Origin of the sequence: Lactococcus lactis (assembly GCF_029023865.1) — a bacterium.
In the GTDB taxonomy this organism is placed as follows: domain Bacteria; phylum Bacillota; class Bacilli; order Lactobacillales; family Streptococcaceae; genus Lactococcus; species Lactococcus lactis.
Genome location: NZ_CP118969.1, coordinates 884,942 through 900,316, shown reverse-complemented (window position 1 = coordinate 900,316; position 15,375 = coordinate 884,942). Strand labels below are relative to the sequence as shown.

Sequence of the window (15,375 nt, the reverse complement as noted above, 5' to 3'; positions counted from 1 at the left end):
CCGCCAGCATCAGCTAACGGTTTTTTCTATTTATTCAGCAATCGTTTGAATATCAAAGTCAATCTTGTTATCTACAAGCGTTACAATAACTTTTGATTTTGGTGGAATTTTTCCGCCGATAATCAGCTTAGCTAATGGATTTTCGATGACTTTTGTCAAATAACGTTTGAGTGGACGTGCACCATAAGCTGGTTCATAAGCATTTTCGGCAATCCAAACTTTTACTTCTTCACTCAACTCAAGTTGAACATCCATTTCTTCAAGACGATGTGAAAGTTGGCTAGTCATTTTAACGATAATATTCTTAATATCCTCAAGTGCCAATGTTTTGAAAAGAATGGTATCATCAATTCGATTTAGAAATTCTGGTTTGAAATGTGCCCGAAGTTGAGCCATCACGTTTTCAGTTGTTTCTTCCGAAATTTCACCATTTTCTCCAACATTATCAAGCAAATATTGAGAACCGACATTTGAAGTCATAATCAACACTGTGTTCTTAAAGTCAACGAGAACACCTTTAGAGTCCGTCAAACGGCCGTCATCCAAAACTTGCAACAAGATATTGAAGACATCTGGATGTGCTTTTTCGATTTCATCAAGCAAGATGATTGTATAAGGATTACGACGAACGGCTTCAGTCAATTGGCCTCCTTCATCGTAACCGACATATCCTGGAGGTGCTCCGACTAACCGAGAGACAGAGTGTTTTTCCATATATTCACTCATGTCAATCCGAACCATATGTTCTTCTGAATCAAAGAGATTTTCAGCCAAAGCTTTCGCGAGTTCGGTCTTACCTACCCCAGTTGGACCGAGGAAGAGGAATGAGCCAAGTGGACGATTAGGGTCTTGAATTCCTGCACGCGCACGGATAATGGCATCAGATACGGCTTCAACAGCTTCATCTTGTCCAACGACCCTTTGATGCAGTGTTTCTGGCAAGTGAAGTAATTTTTCACGTTCACCTTCAACCAATTTGGTAATTGGAATACCTGTCATGCGTCCAACCACTTCAGCGATTTGTTCTTCAGTGACTGATTCTTGAACTAAAAATAAATCATCTGATTTTGCTTTTTCTTCAATAGCTTTGAGTTCTTTTTCAATTTCAGGAATTTTACCATAACGAAGGGCTGCTGCTTTTTCTAAGTTTCCTTCATTTTGAGCTTCTTCCAATTCGTGGCGAGCATGTTCTAATTCATTTCGTTTTTCAGAAATATTGCCCACTTCTTTTTTCTCAGCTTCCCATTGAGCTTTGAGTTGATTATTTTCTTCTCGAAGTTCAGCAATTTCACCACGTATAATTTCAAGACGTTTCTTAGAAGCATCATCTCGTTCTTTTTTGAGGGCCGCTTCTTCAATTTCTAATTGCATCAAGCGACGATTAGCTTGGTCAAGTTCAGTTGGGAGTGAATTCATTTCTACACGAATTGTTGCACTGGCTTCATCAACCAAGTCAATGGCTTTATCTGGTAAAAATCGGTCAGTAATATAACGATTTGAAAGGGTTGCTGCTGCGACTAAAGCATTATCATGAATGGTCACTCCATGGTGAATTTCAAAACGTTCTTTTAGACCACGCAAGATTGAAATTGTATCTTCAACAGTAGGTTCAGTAACCAATACCTTTTGGAAACGACGTTCAAGTGCTTTATCTGTTTCCATGTATTTACGATATTCATCCAAGGTAGTTGCCCCAATCAAATGGAGTTCACCACGTGCAAGCATTGGTTTTAAAAGGTTCCCAGCGTCCATTGAACCTTCTGTTTTACCTGCACCAACAATCGTATGAAGTTCATCAATAAAGAGGATAATTTGTCCATCTGATTTTTTCACTTCATTAAGGACTGCTTTCAAACGTTCTTCAAATTCACCACGATATTTCGCTCCTGCAATCAGGGCACCCATATCAAGTGAAAAGATTGTTTTATCTTTCAGATTTTCAGGAACGTCTTTTCTGACAATCCTTTGTGCCAATCCTTCAACAATGGCTGTTTTACCAACCCCAGGTTCACCAATAAGAACGGGGTTATTTTTTGTTTTACGAGAAAGCACTCGAATGACATCACGAATTTCTTCATCACGTCCAATGACAGGATCTTGTTTACCTGATTTAACTTGAGCAACGAGATCTACCCCATATTTTTCAAGTGCTTTGTATGTTTCTTCTGCATTTTGACTGGTCACTTTATCACCTCCGCGTAATTTTTCAATTGCAGCTTGCGCTTTTGCTTTTGTTAGTCCATGGCTAACCAAATAACTGGTCAATGGATTTTGTTTTAATTCAAAGAGGGCAAGGAGAATAATCTCAGTTGATAAGTATTCATCGCCCATTTTTTGCGCAATTTTGTCTGCTTCAGTAAATATTTGGAACAAATCTGGACTTAGGTTTTGACCATAAGTAATATTTGAACCTTCTACTGAATTAATTTTGTCAATTTCTTTTTCAATTAAATTTGTAAAGTCATCTAGGTCAATCCCTAAATCTTTATAAAAGTTCGCCCCAAAACTATTAGGTTGAACAAAAATTCGCCATAAATGTGGAACTTCAATCACTTGGTGATGACGAACTTGCGCAATTTGTTGCGCTGAACCAAGTGCTTCTTGCATCGTTGTTGTCATTTTTTCGATGTCCATAAAAACACCTCATTTCGATTTCATAGTTAGTAGTGATTATTATCTTTTTCTCACTACATTCTAATTATAATACTTTGGTCAGTAATGGTCAAACTTTTTGATTCGTTTTTTTGACTTTTATTATATACAAAAACTACTGACAATTTTTTGTCAGTAGTTTTAATATTTATAAGTAAAATCAGTTATTTCATGGATAAGCAATGCTTGCTGCTAAGCTTCCGTCAGGATTTTTAAAATTATATCTAACTGAAAGGTTGGCAATACCTATACTTTTAAAAATAGATTCGTTTTCATTAAATAGGGATGCTAAATTATTTTTCATTCCTACTATTTCATCAGGACTGACCACTCCCATATTTTGAGAAAGTGTAAAAGTAATAACGAGTGTATTACCACTGACAGTAACGATTGCCTTAGTAAAAATTCCTCCACTTTCAGAAATAATGTTTGAACTTTCTGCATTCATCCCATCAGCGAGTTCTTGCAAAGAATTATTTGAAGGATTTACTGACAAACTGACAGCATTCCAAGCGACTGCTTTATATTTCCAACCAATATTAATCAAGTTATTTTCTTCATTTGAATTACCAGTGTAGTTATGGGCACCAGATTGGGCATTGGGATTATAAGCAACGTATATCGGCAAATTTCCGCCTGAATAAAAAACTGCTTTTCCTTGATTATCCCACTTCCAGCCTTTATTTACCAAAGACTGCGCTTCATACTTACTTTTTGTGTAATAATGATCACCACCCACAGCATTGGGATTATAAATCCGATAAACCGTTGTCCCTTTATCTGGCGCTACCCAACCTAATCCTTCATCAGTCCAACCAACCTTAATATCAAAATCTCGTTCAGTTGCACTTGTAGTATAAAAATGCTCTCCGGTATTATGATTATATAGACGATAAACCAGGCTATCGGCACTCACTCGAAATCCCACAGCGATGGTGGTTCCAACTATTAATATAGCCAATAATATTTTTTTCATAATTTACTTCCTCCTTTGAAAGCGTTATTATTATGTTGCTAATATTATATTCTTTTGTTAATTTTTTGTCAATTTAATATTTTAGTTTTACAAAAAAACGGAAGAAGTCTCTTATTAGATTTTTATCAAAAAAAGTGAAGCTGTCTTTTTAATACACTTTGCCTTATAATGGATTTAGATGTCAAAATAGAAAAGATAGGAGAAAAATGACTCAACATCTAAATTCTTTGGGAAAGTCTGCCCTCTTAATATTAAGTAATACAATTATTGTCCTTCCATTCATGATTTTTATTCAAATTGCAAAAGGAACCTCGCTTCTTGCCCTCCTTCCTTTTTTGCTCTTTTATACTTTCAGAATGACTGGCGTATTCTTTATAAGGGGAATAAAAACAAGAATTAACAGCTATAGTCTTTTAAAAATTTCATTGTATGCCGGTTTACTTGGTTGCTTACTTGGTTTTATTGGTTCTTTCTACTTTCCTTTCTATACTTTATCCGGTATTCTTTTAGGAGTGAGTGCAGCTTGGTTGCCGATGTCAAACACTTCGGTAAATTATTATCTAAAAAATACTAACCAGCTTATCAAAGGAAAAACCTTAGTTAGCTTACTTTTATTTTTAGCCCTTGGCTTTTCTTTTGTCTTATCCCCTTCTCTAAAATATCCCCTGTTCTTTGTCTTCTATGGAATAGTTTATCTTATCTCCTTCCAATTAGTTGGAAATTTGGACAATTACAAAGTTGATCCAAATGATTTAGAAAAAAGCTTCATATAAATATCTTATTTTATTTGCTTTATTTTTTGTTTGCCTCTTTCTATTACGTTCAAGTCGATTACTTGCCAATAGTTTAGAATTTGATTATTTCATTTTCGGATTTTTCTTTTTGGTCACTCTCTATATTGTCGCTACGAATTTTTTCAAAAATAAAATTCAAAGAAATATCCCTCGTAAATTATCATATTTGACAGCTATTAATGGGGCAGTGGGAAATTATTTATTTCTTTTTTGTTCTTTGTATGTCGCTGGTTTTTATGGTCATCAGCATTTATTTTTACAGTTTTATCTTCCTTATGTTTTAGGAATTGTCTTTGCCTCTAAGGTCAAAAATTTACTTGGAAATAATGTCAAAACCTACTCTTTAATCGGCATTTTTCTAGGTTTACTTTTGATTGTTTTTAGTCCTCTATTTGCTCTAGGTTTATTCCTTACTAGCTTATTCAAAGGAAGTTTAAATTCAAGCTTAACTCAAGACTATGAAAGTACTATTAATATCGTTGAAGATAAACGGATCTGGGTAAAATATACCATTCAAAATATCGGAAGTATTCTTCACCAATTTTTGTTGATGCTTTTAGGTTCACTCATCATCATGAAAAACGGCTTATCAATCAAGACCCTGTTCGTTATTACTTCAACCCCTATTCCTACAGCTCGAAGTATTGAACTAATGAAATCATGGAATCTTATTGCTACGTCATTGATTATCTTAATTATCATCGCCTATCTTATTTATCCAAAAATAGTTCCACTTCTTAAAAAATCAAAGTAAATTAGAAAAACTCATGTCTAAACATGAGTTTTTTATTTAATACGAGAGGTCAGTGAACTTTCTTTTCCTTCGATAATTTTATGAATCTCTTTAGCAAATTGACTTCGTTTAATTGGACGATAACTTTTTAAGAAAGAAAAAATTGGAATTTTTATGAGTGGTTCCAATAGGCGTGCTGGAAAATAACTGCTTTTTCGTGAAGCATCATAGACAATTCCTGGAAAAACAGAAACAAATCTTGATTTCAAACGTTTTTGACCATAAGCCTCCACTTCTTTTTTAGCTCTCATATAGTCATTCATAAAAAAAGGACCATCATTTGCCGAAATAAAAAGACATTGATTTTCTGAGTTAACTATTGTATCAATAATTATTTTTGCTGGTTGAATACTATTTTTTTCATAAGTTGTTCCCTTTGATTTACTTGGAAATAGAATTCCTACCGCATCAATCACCCAATCTGATTTTTGTAAAAGTTCTTGCCAATCACCGGTTTCATTTAGATTAGCGGAATGATAGAGGACTGGCTCAACTAGATTATCTTTAGATTTACCATTTCTTGATAAACTGTGTAATTCATAATCCACAACTTGAGCAAGCTCTTTGAAAATACCTTGGCCAACTAGTCCTGTTCCTCCAACTATTGTAATAATCATTTGCTCACCTCACTTGCTATTATTTCTTATCCTAACATATTAAAAGGAGTAATCTAAAATAATCGCTTTAGAATTTAGCTAAAAAAACTAGAGTGAATCCTCTAGTTTTCTATTTCACGCTATTTTTCGCTAACGATTCCAAATAGTCAGCTTCATAATCATAAAGCGGCGTTGGATATTCGCCATCAAAATATGACAAGCAAAGTTTATCATGACCAATCGCTTTGACAAGTCCTGTCTGGCTGAGATAGGTCAGACTATCTGCTCCGATAGCTTCTTTGATTTCATCAGTCGTGTGTGTAGCTGCGATGAGTTCATCACGATCTTGAATATCAATGCCATAAAAACATGGATATTTGAGAGCGGGACTGGCGATTGCCACATGAACTTCAGCGGCGCCTGCGTCTTTGAGGAGTTTGACAATGCGACGGCTGGTTGTCCCACGCACAATACTATCATCAACCATAATGACGCGTTTTCCTTCTACAACACCTCGAACAGCACTCAATTTCATGCGAACGCCTTGTTCACGAAGTTCTTGAGTTGGTTGAATGAAGGTTCTTGCCACATACTGATTTTTAATCAGGCCCATTTCGTAAGGCAAGCCAGATTCTTCAGCGTAGCCTGAAGCAGCACTGAGTGATGAATTAGGAACACCGATGACAATATCAGCATCAATTTGGGCTTCTTGGGCTAAAATTTTTCCTGAACGTTTTCTGGCAGTATGAACATTAACTCCAGCGATATTACTGTCAGGACGGGCAAAATAGATGTATTCCATTGAACAAATGGTCATGTTGATGCTGTCAGTAAATTGGTCCACATGAATGCCGTCATCATTAATTTCAATGATTTCACCGGGTTGAACATCTTGAATCCAAGTGGCGCCAACGACATCAAAAGCACAGGTTTCTGAGGCCACAACGAGCGCACCATTGCTCATTTTTCCGATTGAGAGTGGTCGAAATCCATTAGGGTCAAGGGCTGCGACAATTGAGTTTTCAGTCATAATGAGATAGGCAAAGCCACCTTTGACCGTATTGAGCGCTTCTTTGACTCTGCCCATAAATTCTGGATGATGACTACGGCGAATCAAATGCATGAGGATTTCTGTGTCTGAATTACTGGAGAAGATTGCCCCTGATTTTTCAAGTTCACAGCGCAATGATTGGGCGTTGGTTAAATTTCCATTGTGGGCAAGCCCAAGTGCTCCGTCATGAAATTCAAACTGGAAAGGTTGAATATTATTGATATTCGCTGAACCAGCCGTGGCATAACGGACGTGACCGATGGCTGCTGAGCCTGTCAGCTCTTCCAAATCTTTTTCATCACGGAAAACTTCTGTGACCAGACCCAGACCACGATGACGATTGAGTTTGCCATTATTATTGACCAAAATCCCTGCACCTTCTTGCCCACGATGTTGGAGAGCATGAAGTCCAAAATAGGTCAGGCGAGCGGCATCAGGATGTCCCCAAACACCGAAAAGTCCACATTCTTCATTTAAATGAGATCGTTCGTCATCTGGATGTTGTTGCCACCAACTATTTTCATTGGACGAATTCTTCCTCAACACTATTAAATCAAGCGTCTGTTCTTTGCCAAACATAATTTTTTCCCTCTATCGATTCTTTTATTATATTTTAATTCTATCTATATTGTTTGGAAATAAAAAGTCCTAATAGGACTTTTTTAATTTTTTCAAGTTAATTGTTCGGAAAAATCATTTCCAATAATCTTCATCTCCAAAATCAAGATGCTTGGCATCTTCTTTATATTTTTTAAATTCGGCAAGAGCTTCTTCAAAAACTTGTTTAGAAAGTTGGTAAGCATCTTTGCCCATAAGATAGTGCATTGGTGGATTTTCAAGTTTGGAAACTTTGATAAATGCTTTGGCTGCCGATGCTGGATTCCCTACCTGAGTGCCAGAATATGAATTTAGATGTTCAAGCAGTTTATGCGCCTTTTCATAATCTGAAAACTTATCTGGCGCACTCTCTTTAGAACGCCCTGCCCAATCTGTCCGAAAAGAACCAGGTTCAATATTTGTCACAAAAATTCCTAAAGGTTCAACTTCTTTTCGGAGCGTTTGAAAAAGTCCCTCCATAGCAAATTTTGTAGCATGATAATAAGAAAGGTTTTCGGTTGTTGTCAGTCCACCACGGGATACCGTATTTAGAATACGCCCCGATTTTTGTTTACGCATATATGGTAGAACCGCTAAGGTCATATCATTCGCTCCCCAGAAGTTTGTGTCCATCATCTTACGCACTGCTGATTGATCAGATTCTTCCATGACACCAAAATAGCCAAATCCTGCATTGTTAACCAGAACATCGATTCGTCCAAACTTAGCGATTGTTTCAGCAACAGCTTTTTGAATAGAATCTCCTTTCGTCACATCAAGACTTATTTTTAAAATATTTTCTTTGTCAGGAAGCTCTGACAAAGTTGATAATTGGCGAGCAGTAGCAACTACTTTATAGTCTTGAGCAATTAATTCTTCAACCAAAGCTCTACCAAAACCCGTTGAACTTCCAGTAACAAGCCATACTTCATCTTTTTGCATTTTGAAACCTTCTTTCGATTAAATATAACAAAATTATACTTCTTTGTTTCTTTAGTGTAAAGTAAATGATTTTTATTAATTTTAAGTAAAAAAAGACATCTATATCAACTTTTATTTCATCAGAGCTGGCAACGCTCCTTCATAAATGCTGACAGCTTCATCAGTAGAAATAGAAAGTTCATTCATTTCCAAAATTCCGCTGTCAGTAACTTTTCCGATTACTTCGCCACTGACAGAACTTTCTGTCAGTAATTTTTCAAAAGTAGCTTGATTTTCTGGTGAAATTGAGAGTATAAAGCGACCTTGCGTTTCTGAGAATAATTGGGCATTGGTTAAATCAACTTTCACATCAACGCCTAAGCCATTTGCAAAAGCAGATTCAGCTAGAGCAATCGCCAATCCTCCTTCTGCCAAGTCATGTGCTGAGCTGACCAATCCGTCAGTAATTGCTTTTAAAACAAAATCTTGATTGATTTTTTCAGTTTCTAAATCAAAATCAATTCTGCCAGAAATTTCTCCTGTCAGCATTTTTTGAAGTTCAGAACCTGAAAAATCATCAAAGGTTTGACCAACCAAAACAATCAAATCACCTGCTTTTTTAAATTCTTGAGTCGTAATATTTTTTACATTCTCAATCAAACCAACCATTCCAATCATCGGCGTAGGTAAAATAGCTGAACCGTTTGTTTCATTGTAAAGACTAACATTTCCTGAAATAACCGGTGTATCAAGAGCCAAACAAGAACTTGAAATTCCGTCAGCCGCCGTTGTTAATTCCCAAAATTGTTCTGGTTTTTCCGGATTTCCAAAGTTCAAACAGTCAGTAATCGCAAGCGGTTTTCCACCAGAGGCCACGATATTACGAGCCGCTTCAGCAACTGCGATTGCTCCTCCTTTTTCTGGATCAAGATAGAGATAGCGAGCATTACAGTCTGTTGTCATCGCAAGTGCCTTGTTAGTGCCACGCACTCGTAAAACTGCGCTATCTGAGCCTGGTGCAACAACAGTGTTGGTCATCACGCGCGAATCATAAGTTTCATAAATTGATTTCTTGCTAGCAATTGTCGGTTGAGCCAAAAGTTTTTTGAAAATTTCAATGACAGAGCTGTCAGTAATTTCTGGAAGATATTTTTCGCTGTCAGTAAATTTTTGAATTCGCTCAGGAACTTTTGCCTCACGGTAATAAGTTGGAGCATCTTCCGCCAATGAATCAACTGGAACATGAGCCACCATTTCCCCTTTATGATAAAGCGTATAAAAGCCATCATCAGTCACTTGCCCAATATTCACAGCATCAAGGTCGTATTTTTTAAATAAATCAATAATTTCTTGTTCATGTCCTTTTTTGACACAAAGCACCATACGCTCTTGAGACTCAGACAGCATCATTTCATAAGGAATCATTTCTGTTTCACGCTGAGGCACATTATCCAAGTTAAGACGCAGACCTGACCCAGCTTTTGAAGCCATTTCTGATGTAGATGAAACCAATCCAGCTGCTCCCATATCTTGAATTCCGACTAAAATATCGCCATGATTTTGAATGACTTCAATACAAGCTTCAAGCAATAATTTTTCCATAAATGGATCACCGACTTGAACCGCTGAACGTTGTGTTTCTGAACCAGAACCAAATTCTTTAGAAGCAAAAGACGCCCCATGAATGCCGTCACGTCCTGTTTTCGCTCCGACATAAAAAATAGAATTCCCTACACCTTTAGCTTGTCCTTTTTGTATGCGTTTATGTTCAATCAAACCCACACACATGACATTCACCAAAGGGTTTCCAGCGTAAGATTCATCAAAGGCTACTTCGCCACCAACCGTCGGAATTCCAATACAGTTTCCATATCCCGCAATCCCGGCTGTCACTTGGTCCACAATATGACGTGTTTTACCATTGTCAATTGGCCCAAAACGTAAACTATCCAAAATTGCAATTGGACGAGCTCCCATTGAAAAAATATCACGAATAATACCACCAGAACCAGTTGCTGCACCTTCATAAGGTTCAACGTAAGATGGATGATTATGAGATTCAGCTTTGAAAACAACCGCTAAATCATCACCAATATCCACAACCCCAGCTCCTTCACCAGGCCCCATCAAGACTTGTGGCCCAGTCGTCGGAAATTTTTTTAAGACAGGTTTTGAATTTTTGTAGCAGCAATGTTCTGACCACATCACGGCATACATCCCAGTTTCCGTAAAGTTTGGCAAACGGCCATCAAGAATCTCATCCTTGATTTTCAAATATTCTTCATCCGTCAGTCCCCACTCACGGTATATTTTGCTTTCTTGAATCTGTTCTGGTGACATCTCCAAAGTCATGTTATTCTCCTATATGATATGAGAAACGCTTGCTTAAAAACGTAGAAAACTACACAATTTACTGCATTAGTAGTCTAAAGAATATACGTTCCAATAGAAATGCAACTTGTATATTCTCTACTTTAAAAGCTTTCAGCGCTCTGAATTCAATTATTTCAAATTACAAATTTACTGACAGATTCGTTTTTTAAAATCTAAATTCTGTCAGTAATTTTTTTATTTTCCAACAAAGTTTTTCAAGACAGAAGCAAACAAATGTACTCCATCAGCCCCACCAAGCAGTTCTTCCATAGCCCGCTCAGGGTGAGGCATCATCCCAAGCACATTTCCTTCTTTATTGACAATTCCAGCAATATTTTCAACTGACCCATTTGGATTTTCGTCAGCATAAGTGAAAATAATTTGCCCATTTGCTTTAAGTTCAGCAAGCTGAGCTTCGTCAGCAACATATTGACCCTCACCGTGAGCAATTGGTAAATTAATCAAAGCGTCTTTGGCATATTCAGTCGTAAAATTACTTTGATTATTTTCAACTTTAAGAGCTTGCCATTTGGAAACAAATTTCAAACCCTCATTGCGAATCAATACACCCGGTAAAAGCCCAGATTCAACCAAAATTTGAAATCCATTGCAAGTGCCAAAAACCGGTTTTCCTTCTTTAGCCAAACGTTTGATTTCCGGCATAATATTGGCAAATGACGCAATCGCACCACAGCGTAAATAATCACCATAAGAAAAGCCCCCTGGAATCAACACTCCGTCAAAACCTGCAAGCGACTTCTCATCATGCCAGACAAATTCTGCCCCAGCTCCCATAACATCACGAATTGCCCAAAGTAAATCAAAATCACAATTTGACCCTGGAAATTGAATGACTGCAAATTTCATTAATTAGCTCCTTCGCTTTGTTCATTCAAAATTTCAACTTTATAAGTTTCCATATTTGGATTTGCCAACAATTCATTGGCAATTTCAATTGCTTTTGCGCGAGCAATCTCAGCTTCTGCATCAAATTCAAAATCGAAAAATTTTCCAACATTTAATTCTGTAACTTCTTGATAACCCATTTTATGAGTTGCCGCTTTAATCGCTTGGGCTTGAGGGTCAAGAATTGAGGCTTTGTAAGCCACGTAAACACGTACTCTAGTCATTTTAAAATTCTTTCTATATAAGATATGAGGGACGCTAGTTCAAAAGTGACGAAAATTAGGAAAATCTTGTTCTGCGCTTACGCCGGTTCCAGTTGCTATTCGCCTTGCGACTTTAGTCGCGTAGCAAGAATGGACAGCGTAGCTACCTATTTTTAGAACTTTTAGCGGCCCGAACTCAGTTAATATAAGATGTGAGGAACTGTCCTAAAAACTAGAACTCATTTATTTCGCATTTTCTAACAAATTCAAAACTTCAGTATAAGTTTCAACTAAATCGCCAATATTACGTCTGAAAACATCTTTATCCATATGCTGACCATTCGCATCCCAGAGACGTGAAGTATCAGGTGAAATTTCATCAGCAAGAATAATTCTTCCGTCAGCAAGACGGCCAAATTCAAGTTTGAAATCAACCAAAGTTAAGCCAATTTCAGCCCAGATTTTTTTAAGAATCTCGTTGATTTTACGCGTTTCACTCTTTAAAAATTCAATCTCTGAATAAGTTGCAATGTTCAGGAATCTAACATGTTCATCATTAATAAATGGGTCATCTAAAGCATCATCCTTATAGTAAAACTCAACAATTGGTTCTTGTAAAACAATTCCTTCTTCAAGACCAAATCGTTTGGCAAAAGAACCAGCAACAACATTTCTTAAAACAACTTCTAAAGGAATTATTGAAACTTTTCTATTCAATTGTTCGGTTTTTGATAACTTTTCTATGAAATGCGTTTCTAAACCTTCAGCATTTAATTTTTCAAAAATTAATGAAGTAATTTGATTATTTAGAGCACCTTTTCCCGTAATCTGTTCTTTACGAGCACCATTTAATGCAGTCGCTTGGTCACAATATTCCACCCAGAGTACCTCTGAATCATCAGTAAAATACAGTTTCTTAGCTTTTCCTTCATAGAGCAACTTTTCTTTTTCCACAATATCCTCCATCCATTTAAGGAATTCTTTATGCTTCTTATTCTATTCTAATGAGCCAAATAAAAAAAGCTCTAGCGGATAAAACTAGAACTTTTTCAATTTATTGTTCGGTTTTGCTGAATGTTCGGAAATACTCTTTTATTTTATAAGTTTTCATATTGTTCATCAGAAACTTCTTCTAACCAAACTGCTTCTCCTGCGGTAATGGCCACATGACTGAACCAGCTATCTTTTGTCGCTCCATGCCAATGTTTAACTCCTGCATGAGTAACAATTGTATCGCCCGCATGTAAAAGTTGGGCCTCCTTACCCTCTTCTTGATACCATCCCTCACCGGCTGTAACCAATAAAACTTGATAACCATCTTTATGAATATGCCAATGATTACGACAGCCCGGCTCAAAAGTCACATTTCCCACACCAAAGGGCAAGTCCTTATCCGCAATCATTCCTTCTAAATAAGATTGGCCAGTAAAATAAGCGCCATAAGGATTTTTTTCACCTTGAGGAAAAATAAGTGCATTCTCTAATTCTTTTTTATTCATTTCGTTCTCTCTTTTCTAATCAATCTGTTGATAACGCGTTACCTTTAGGCGCAGTTGATATTTTTCTCTCAATTCAGCAATTTTTGTCATCATCGGACTTTTATGATGAATGTCAATTGCTTCTTGGTTTTCCCATTCATCAATCAATAGAATTGCTTGTTGATTATCCAAAGGAACAAAATATTCATAACGTAAATTTCCACTTTGTTGACGTATTTTATAGACAAGACCAGAACTGACCATTTCGTCAGCAAAAAGACGGGCATTCTCCCCCTCACCTTGGTACAAAATGTTGACCGTAATTGTCATAGCTTTCTCCTCTTATTCCCAAATTTTTTTTGCAATATTAAAAGCCGACCAAGCCTTTGGCCACCCCACATAAAAACTCAGATGAGTAATTATTTCTGAAATTTCTTCCTGACTTATTCCGTTTTCTTTTCCTTTTGCCATATGAAAATTTAATTGTTCAAAATTTCCACCAGCAATCAAAGCAGTAATCGTAATGACACTACGTTCATGTGCTGAAAGTTCTTTTTCACGACTCCAGACTTCTCCAAAAAGAATATCATCATTTAATTCAGCAAATTTTGGAGCAAATTCTCCAAGTTGTTCATGTCCTGCGGTTTGTTTTTCCATTTAAACCTCCAATTTTTTTAATTATTTTATCTTGTGCTTTTTCCAAGTTCCTTCAAAAATTTTAGGCGCATCACTGTCGGTCTAAAATTTTTCTCCCAAGCAGGGTCCCAGCTATAACCTGAACGTTGTCGATAAGAATCAATAAATTTATCAATATTTTCTTTATCTGTCACAGGTTCAAATTCCACTTGATAGACTTTCCCGTCAATGTGAATTTGACCCTTACGTGAAATCATTGCCGAATTCCACCAACTTGATGCCCTTCCGCGACCTGCTGCTACCGCTAAATCATCATCAATATAAGCAAACCAAATCCAAGCAGGACGATGTTGTTGCGGGTCTGGGCTAATATAAATATCTTGTATCTTAGAAAACTTTTTGACATCAATTTTCATTTTTTCTCCTTTTCTTACCAAGGTTGTGTTGTAGGTCCAACAGTAAACTCGCTGACGTTAACGTCTTCAGGTTGTTCAAGAGCAAAAGCAACAATGCGAGCAATTGCCTCTGGACTAATCCCATATTGTTCATACAGAGCTGTCATTCCTTCTGCTGCATCTTTGTCAGTGATTGTATTCAGTAACTCAGTATTTATAGCAGCCGGATAAATAGTAGCTGTCCGAATATGAGTTCCTTCTTGAGCAGATTCCATTCGGAGTACCTCCATTAATTCACGAACCGCCCATTTTGTTGCCCCATAAACACCACCATTGGGATATGCTTTTAGGCCAGCAACTGAACTCGTTGTGATAACATGTCCTGATTTTTGAGCTGTAAATTCAGGCAGTACAGCAGCAAGCCCATTAAGTACACCTTTTAAATTAATATCAACCATATTTTCCCATTCTTCAACATGAAGAGCTGATAAAGGGGAACTTGGCATGATTCCTGCATTCAAGAAAATAGCATCAATTTTGCCAAAATTTTCTTTCGCATATTGTACCAACTTTTTACTATCTTCTGGATTAGTTACATCTGTCACTTGATAGATTGCTTGTCCACCAGCCTTTTTAATTTTATCAGCCAGCTCCTGCAAACGATTTTCACGCCTTGCTGCTAGTACAATTTTGGCTCCTTTTTTAGCAAGTAATTCAGCAGTTGCTTGGCCAATACCGCTTGAGGCTCCTGTGATTAAGACGACTTTGTTTTCAATATTGTTTAACATTTTTTCTCCATTCATTTTTAACTTCTGTTTTCATTATATTCCTTGAAGTTCACTTCATGTCAACTCAAAAGCTTCACATTGCTTTATCTTTTCGATGATTTTATTATAAAATATTTTTACCTGCCGTGAAATGCTTTTTATATCAATAATTATGCTTTTTAAGTATACTATATTAAATTATAAAAAAAGCTTCGTATCATTACGAAACTTTTTTAA

General features: G+C 36.7%; 16 protein-coding genes. 2 read left to right on the top strand and 14 right to left on the bottom strand.

Annotation, left to right across the window (positions count from 1 at the left end; translation table 11 throughout):
- Positions 1 to 30: 30 nt before the first annotated feature.
- Together clpB and PYW37_RS04620 are read right to left on the bottom strand one after the other, a co-directional pair.
- Positions 31 to 2,634, bottom strand: coding sequence for an ATP-dependent chaperone ClpB (gene clpB / locus PYW37_RS04625; protein ID WP_023188747.1), 2,604 nt, complete (start codon positions 2,632 to 2,634; stop codon positions 31 to 33).
- Positions 2,635 to 2,821: 187 nt separating this feature from the next.
- Positions 2,822 to 3,628, bottom strand: a complete 807-nt coding sequence (locus tag PYW37_RS04620; RefSeq protein ID WP_023188746.1) for a hypothetical protein — start codon at positions 3,626 to 3,628, stop codon at positions 2,822 to 2,824.
- Positions 3,629 to 3,834: 206 nt separating this feature from the next.
- Here PYW37_RS04620 and PYW37_RS04615 point away from each other — a divergent pair, with 206 nt between their 5' ends.
- Positions 3,835 to 4,401, top strand: coding sequence for a hypothetical protein (locus PYW37_RS04615; RefSeq protein ID WP_232238901.1), 567 nt, complete (start codon positions 3,835 to 3,837; stop codon positions 4,399 to 4,401).
- Between the two features lie 187 nt (positions 4,402 to 4,588).
- Positions 4,589 to 5,176: a hypothetical protein gene (locus PYW37_RS04610; RefSeq protein ID WP_231722502.1), complete on the top strand. Its 588-nt coding sequence runs from the start codon at positions 4,589 to 4,591 to the stop codon at positions 5,174 to 5,176.
- Positions 5,177 to 5,208: 32 nt separating this feature from the next.
- On the opposite strand, the gene PYW37_RS04605 is transcribed toward PYW37_RS04610, so the two are convergent.
- The 12 genes from PYW37_RS04605 to PYW37_RS04550 form a co-directional block, all read right to left on the bottom strand.
- Positions 5,209 to 5,832 carry a Rossmann-fold NAD(P)-binding domain-containing protein gene (locus tag PYW37_RS04605; protein ID WP_003130037.1) on the bottom strand — a complete coding sequence of 208 codons (624 nt, stop codon included), beginning with the start codon at positions 5,830 to 5,832 and terminating at the stop codon, positions 5,209 to 5,211.
- Positions 5,833 to 5,941: 109 nt separating this feature from the next.
- Positions 5,942 to 7,441 (bottom strand): amidophosphoribosyltransferase, encoded by a 1,500-nt coding sequence (purF, locus tag PYW37_RS04600; RefSeq protein ID WP_023188744.1) that lies wholly within the window; start codon positions 7,439 to 7,441, stop codon positions 5,942 to 5,944.
- 114 nt (positions 7,442 to 7,555) lie between these two features.
- Positions 7,556 to 8,401 (bottom strand): oxidoreductase, encoded by an 846-nt coding sequence (locus PYW37_RS04595; RefSeq protein ID WP_023188743.1) that lies wholly within the window; start codon positions 8,399 to 8,401, stop codon positions 7,556 to 7,558.
- Between the two features lie 111 nt (positions 8,402 to 8,512).
- A complete protein-coding gene (gene purL / locus PYW37_RS04590; RefSeq protein WP_025016697.1) occupies positions 8,513 to 10,732 on the bottom strand; it encodes a phosphoribosylformylglycinamidine synthase subunit PurL in 2,220 nt (739 codons plus the stop codon).
- Positions 10,733 to 10,948: 216 nt separating this feature from the next.
- Positions 10,949 to 11,620 (bottom strand): phosphoribosylformylglycinamidine synthase subunit PurQ, encoded by a 672-nt coding sequence (purQ, locus tag PYW37_RS04585; RefSeq protein ID WP_023188741.1) that lies wholly within the window; start codon positions 11,618 to 11,620, stop codon positions 10,949 to 10,951.
- Positions 11,620 to 11,883 carry a phosphoribosylformylglycinamidine synthase subunit PurS gene (purS, locus tag PYW37_RS04580; protein ID WP_025016696.1) on the bottom strand — a complete coding sequence of 88 codons (264 nt, stop codon included), beginning with the start codon at positions 11,881 to 11,883 and terminating at the stop codon, positions 11,620 to 11,622. The genes purQ and purS overlap by 1 nt, the downstream gene beginning before the upstream one ends.
- A 222-nt stretch (positions 11,884 to 12,105) precedes the next feature.
- The gene (purC, locus tag PYW37_RS04575) at positions 12,106 to 12,816 is read right to left on the bottom strand and encodes a phosphoribosylaminoimidazolesuccinocarboxamide synthase (protein WP_010906022.1); all 711 of its coding nucleotides are present in this window, start codon (positions 12,814 to 12,816) and stop codon (positions 12,106 to 12,108) included.
- Positions 12,817 to 12,959: 143 nt separating this feature from the next.
- Positions 12,960 to 13,361, bottom strand: a complete 402-nt coding sequence (locus tag PYW37_RS04570) for a cupin domain-containing protein (protein WP_010906023.1) — start codon at positions 13,359 to 13,361, stop codon at positions 12,960 to 12,962.
- A gap of 15 nt (positions 13,362 to 13,376) precedes the next feature.
- A complete protein-coding gene (locus PYW37_RS04565; RefSeq protein ID WP_023188740.1) occupies positions 13,377 to 13,670 on the bottom strand; it encodes an antibiotic biosynthesis monooxygenase family protein in 294 nt (97 codons plus the stop codon).
- A 12-nt stretch (positions 13,671 to 13,682) separates the two neighbouring features.
- Positions 13,683 to 13,997, bottom strand: coding sequence for a carboxymuconolactone decarboxylase family protein (locus tag PYW37_RS04560; protein WP_021469567.1), 315 nt, complete (start codon positions 13,995 to 13,997; stop codon positions 13,683 to 13,685).
- 26 nt (positions 13,998 to 14,023) lie between these two features.
- Positions 14,024 to 14,392, bottom strand: coding sequence for a DUF2255 family protein (locus PYW37_RS04555; RefSeq protein WP_023188739.1), 369 nt, complete (start codon positions 14,390 to 14,392; stop codon positions 14,024 to 14,026).
- Between the two features lie 14 nt (positions 14,393 to 14,406).
- The gene (locus tag PYW37_RS04550) at positions 14,407 to 15,159 is read right to left on the bottom strand and encodes an SDR family oxidoreductase (RefSeq protein WP_023188738.1); all 753 of its coding nucleotides are present in this window, start codon (positions 15,157 to 15,159) and stop codon (positions 14,407 to 14,409) included.
- Positions 15,160 to 15,375 lie beyond the last annotated feature (216 nt).

Excerpts from the sequence above, each read along its gene's own strand:
- clpB (WP_023188747.1), bottom strand. The coding sequence starts at position 2,634 with ATGGACATCGAAAAAATGACAACAACGATGCAAGAAGCACTTGGTTCA.
- PYW37_RS04620 (WP_023188746.1), bottom strand. The coding sequence starts at position 3,628 with ATGAAAAAAATATTATTGGCTATATTAATAGTTGGAACCACCATCGCT.
- PYW37_RS04615 (WP_232238901.1), top strand. The coding sequence starts at position 3,835 with ATGACTCAACATCTAAATTCTTTGGGAAAGTCTGCCCTCTTAATATTA.
- PYW37_RS04605 (WP_003130037.1), bottom strand. The coding sequence starts at position 5,832 with ATGATTATTACAATAGTTGGAGGAACAGGACTAGTTGGCCAAGGTATT.
- purF (WP_023188744.1), bottom strand. The coding sequence starts at position 7,441 with ATGTTTGGCAAAGAACAGACGCTTGATTTAATAGTGTTGAGGAAGAAT.
- PYW37_RS04595 (WP_023188743.1), bottom strand. The coding sequence starts at position 8,401 with ATGCAAAAAGATGAAGTATGGCTTGTTACTGGAAGTTCAACGGGTTTT.
- purL (WP_025016697.1), bottom strand. The coding sequence starts at position 10,732 with ATGACTTTGGAGATGTCACCAGAACAGATTCAAGAAAGCAAAATATAC.
- purQ (WP_023188741.1), bottom strand. The coding sequence starts at position 11,620 with ATGAAATTTGCAGTCATTCAATTTCCAGGGTCAAATTGTGATTTTGAT.
- purS (WP_025016696.1), bottom strand. The coding sequence starts at position 11,883 with ATGACTAGAGTACGTGTTTACGTGGCTTACAAAGCCTCAATTCTTGAC.
- PYW37_RS04570 (WP_010906023.1), bottom strand. The coding sequence starts at position 13,361 with ATGAATAAAAAAGAATTAGAGAATGCACTTATTTTTCCTCAAGGTGAA.
- PYW37_RS04565 (WP_023188740.1), bottom strand. The coding sequence starts at position 13,670 with ATGACAATTACGGTCAACATTTTGTACCAAGGTGAGGGGGAGAATGCC.
- PYW37_RS04560 (WP_021469567.1), bottom strand. The coding sequence starts at position 13,997 with ATGGAAAAACAAACCGCAGGACATGAACAACTTGGAGAATTTGCTCCA.
- PYW37_RS04555 (WP_023188739.1), bottom strand. The coding sequence starts at position 14,392 with ATGAAAATTGATGTCAAAAAGTTTTCTAAGATACAAGATATTTATATT.
- PYW37_RS04550 (WP_023188738.1), bottom strand. The coding sequence starts at position 15,159 with ATGTTAAACAATATTGAAAACAAAGTCGTCTTAATCACAGGAGCCTCA.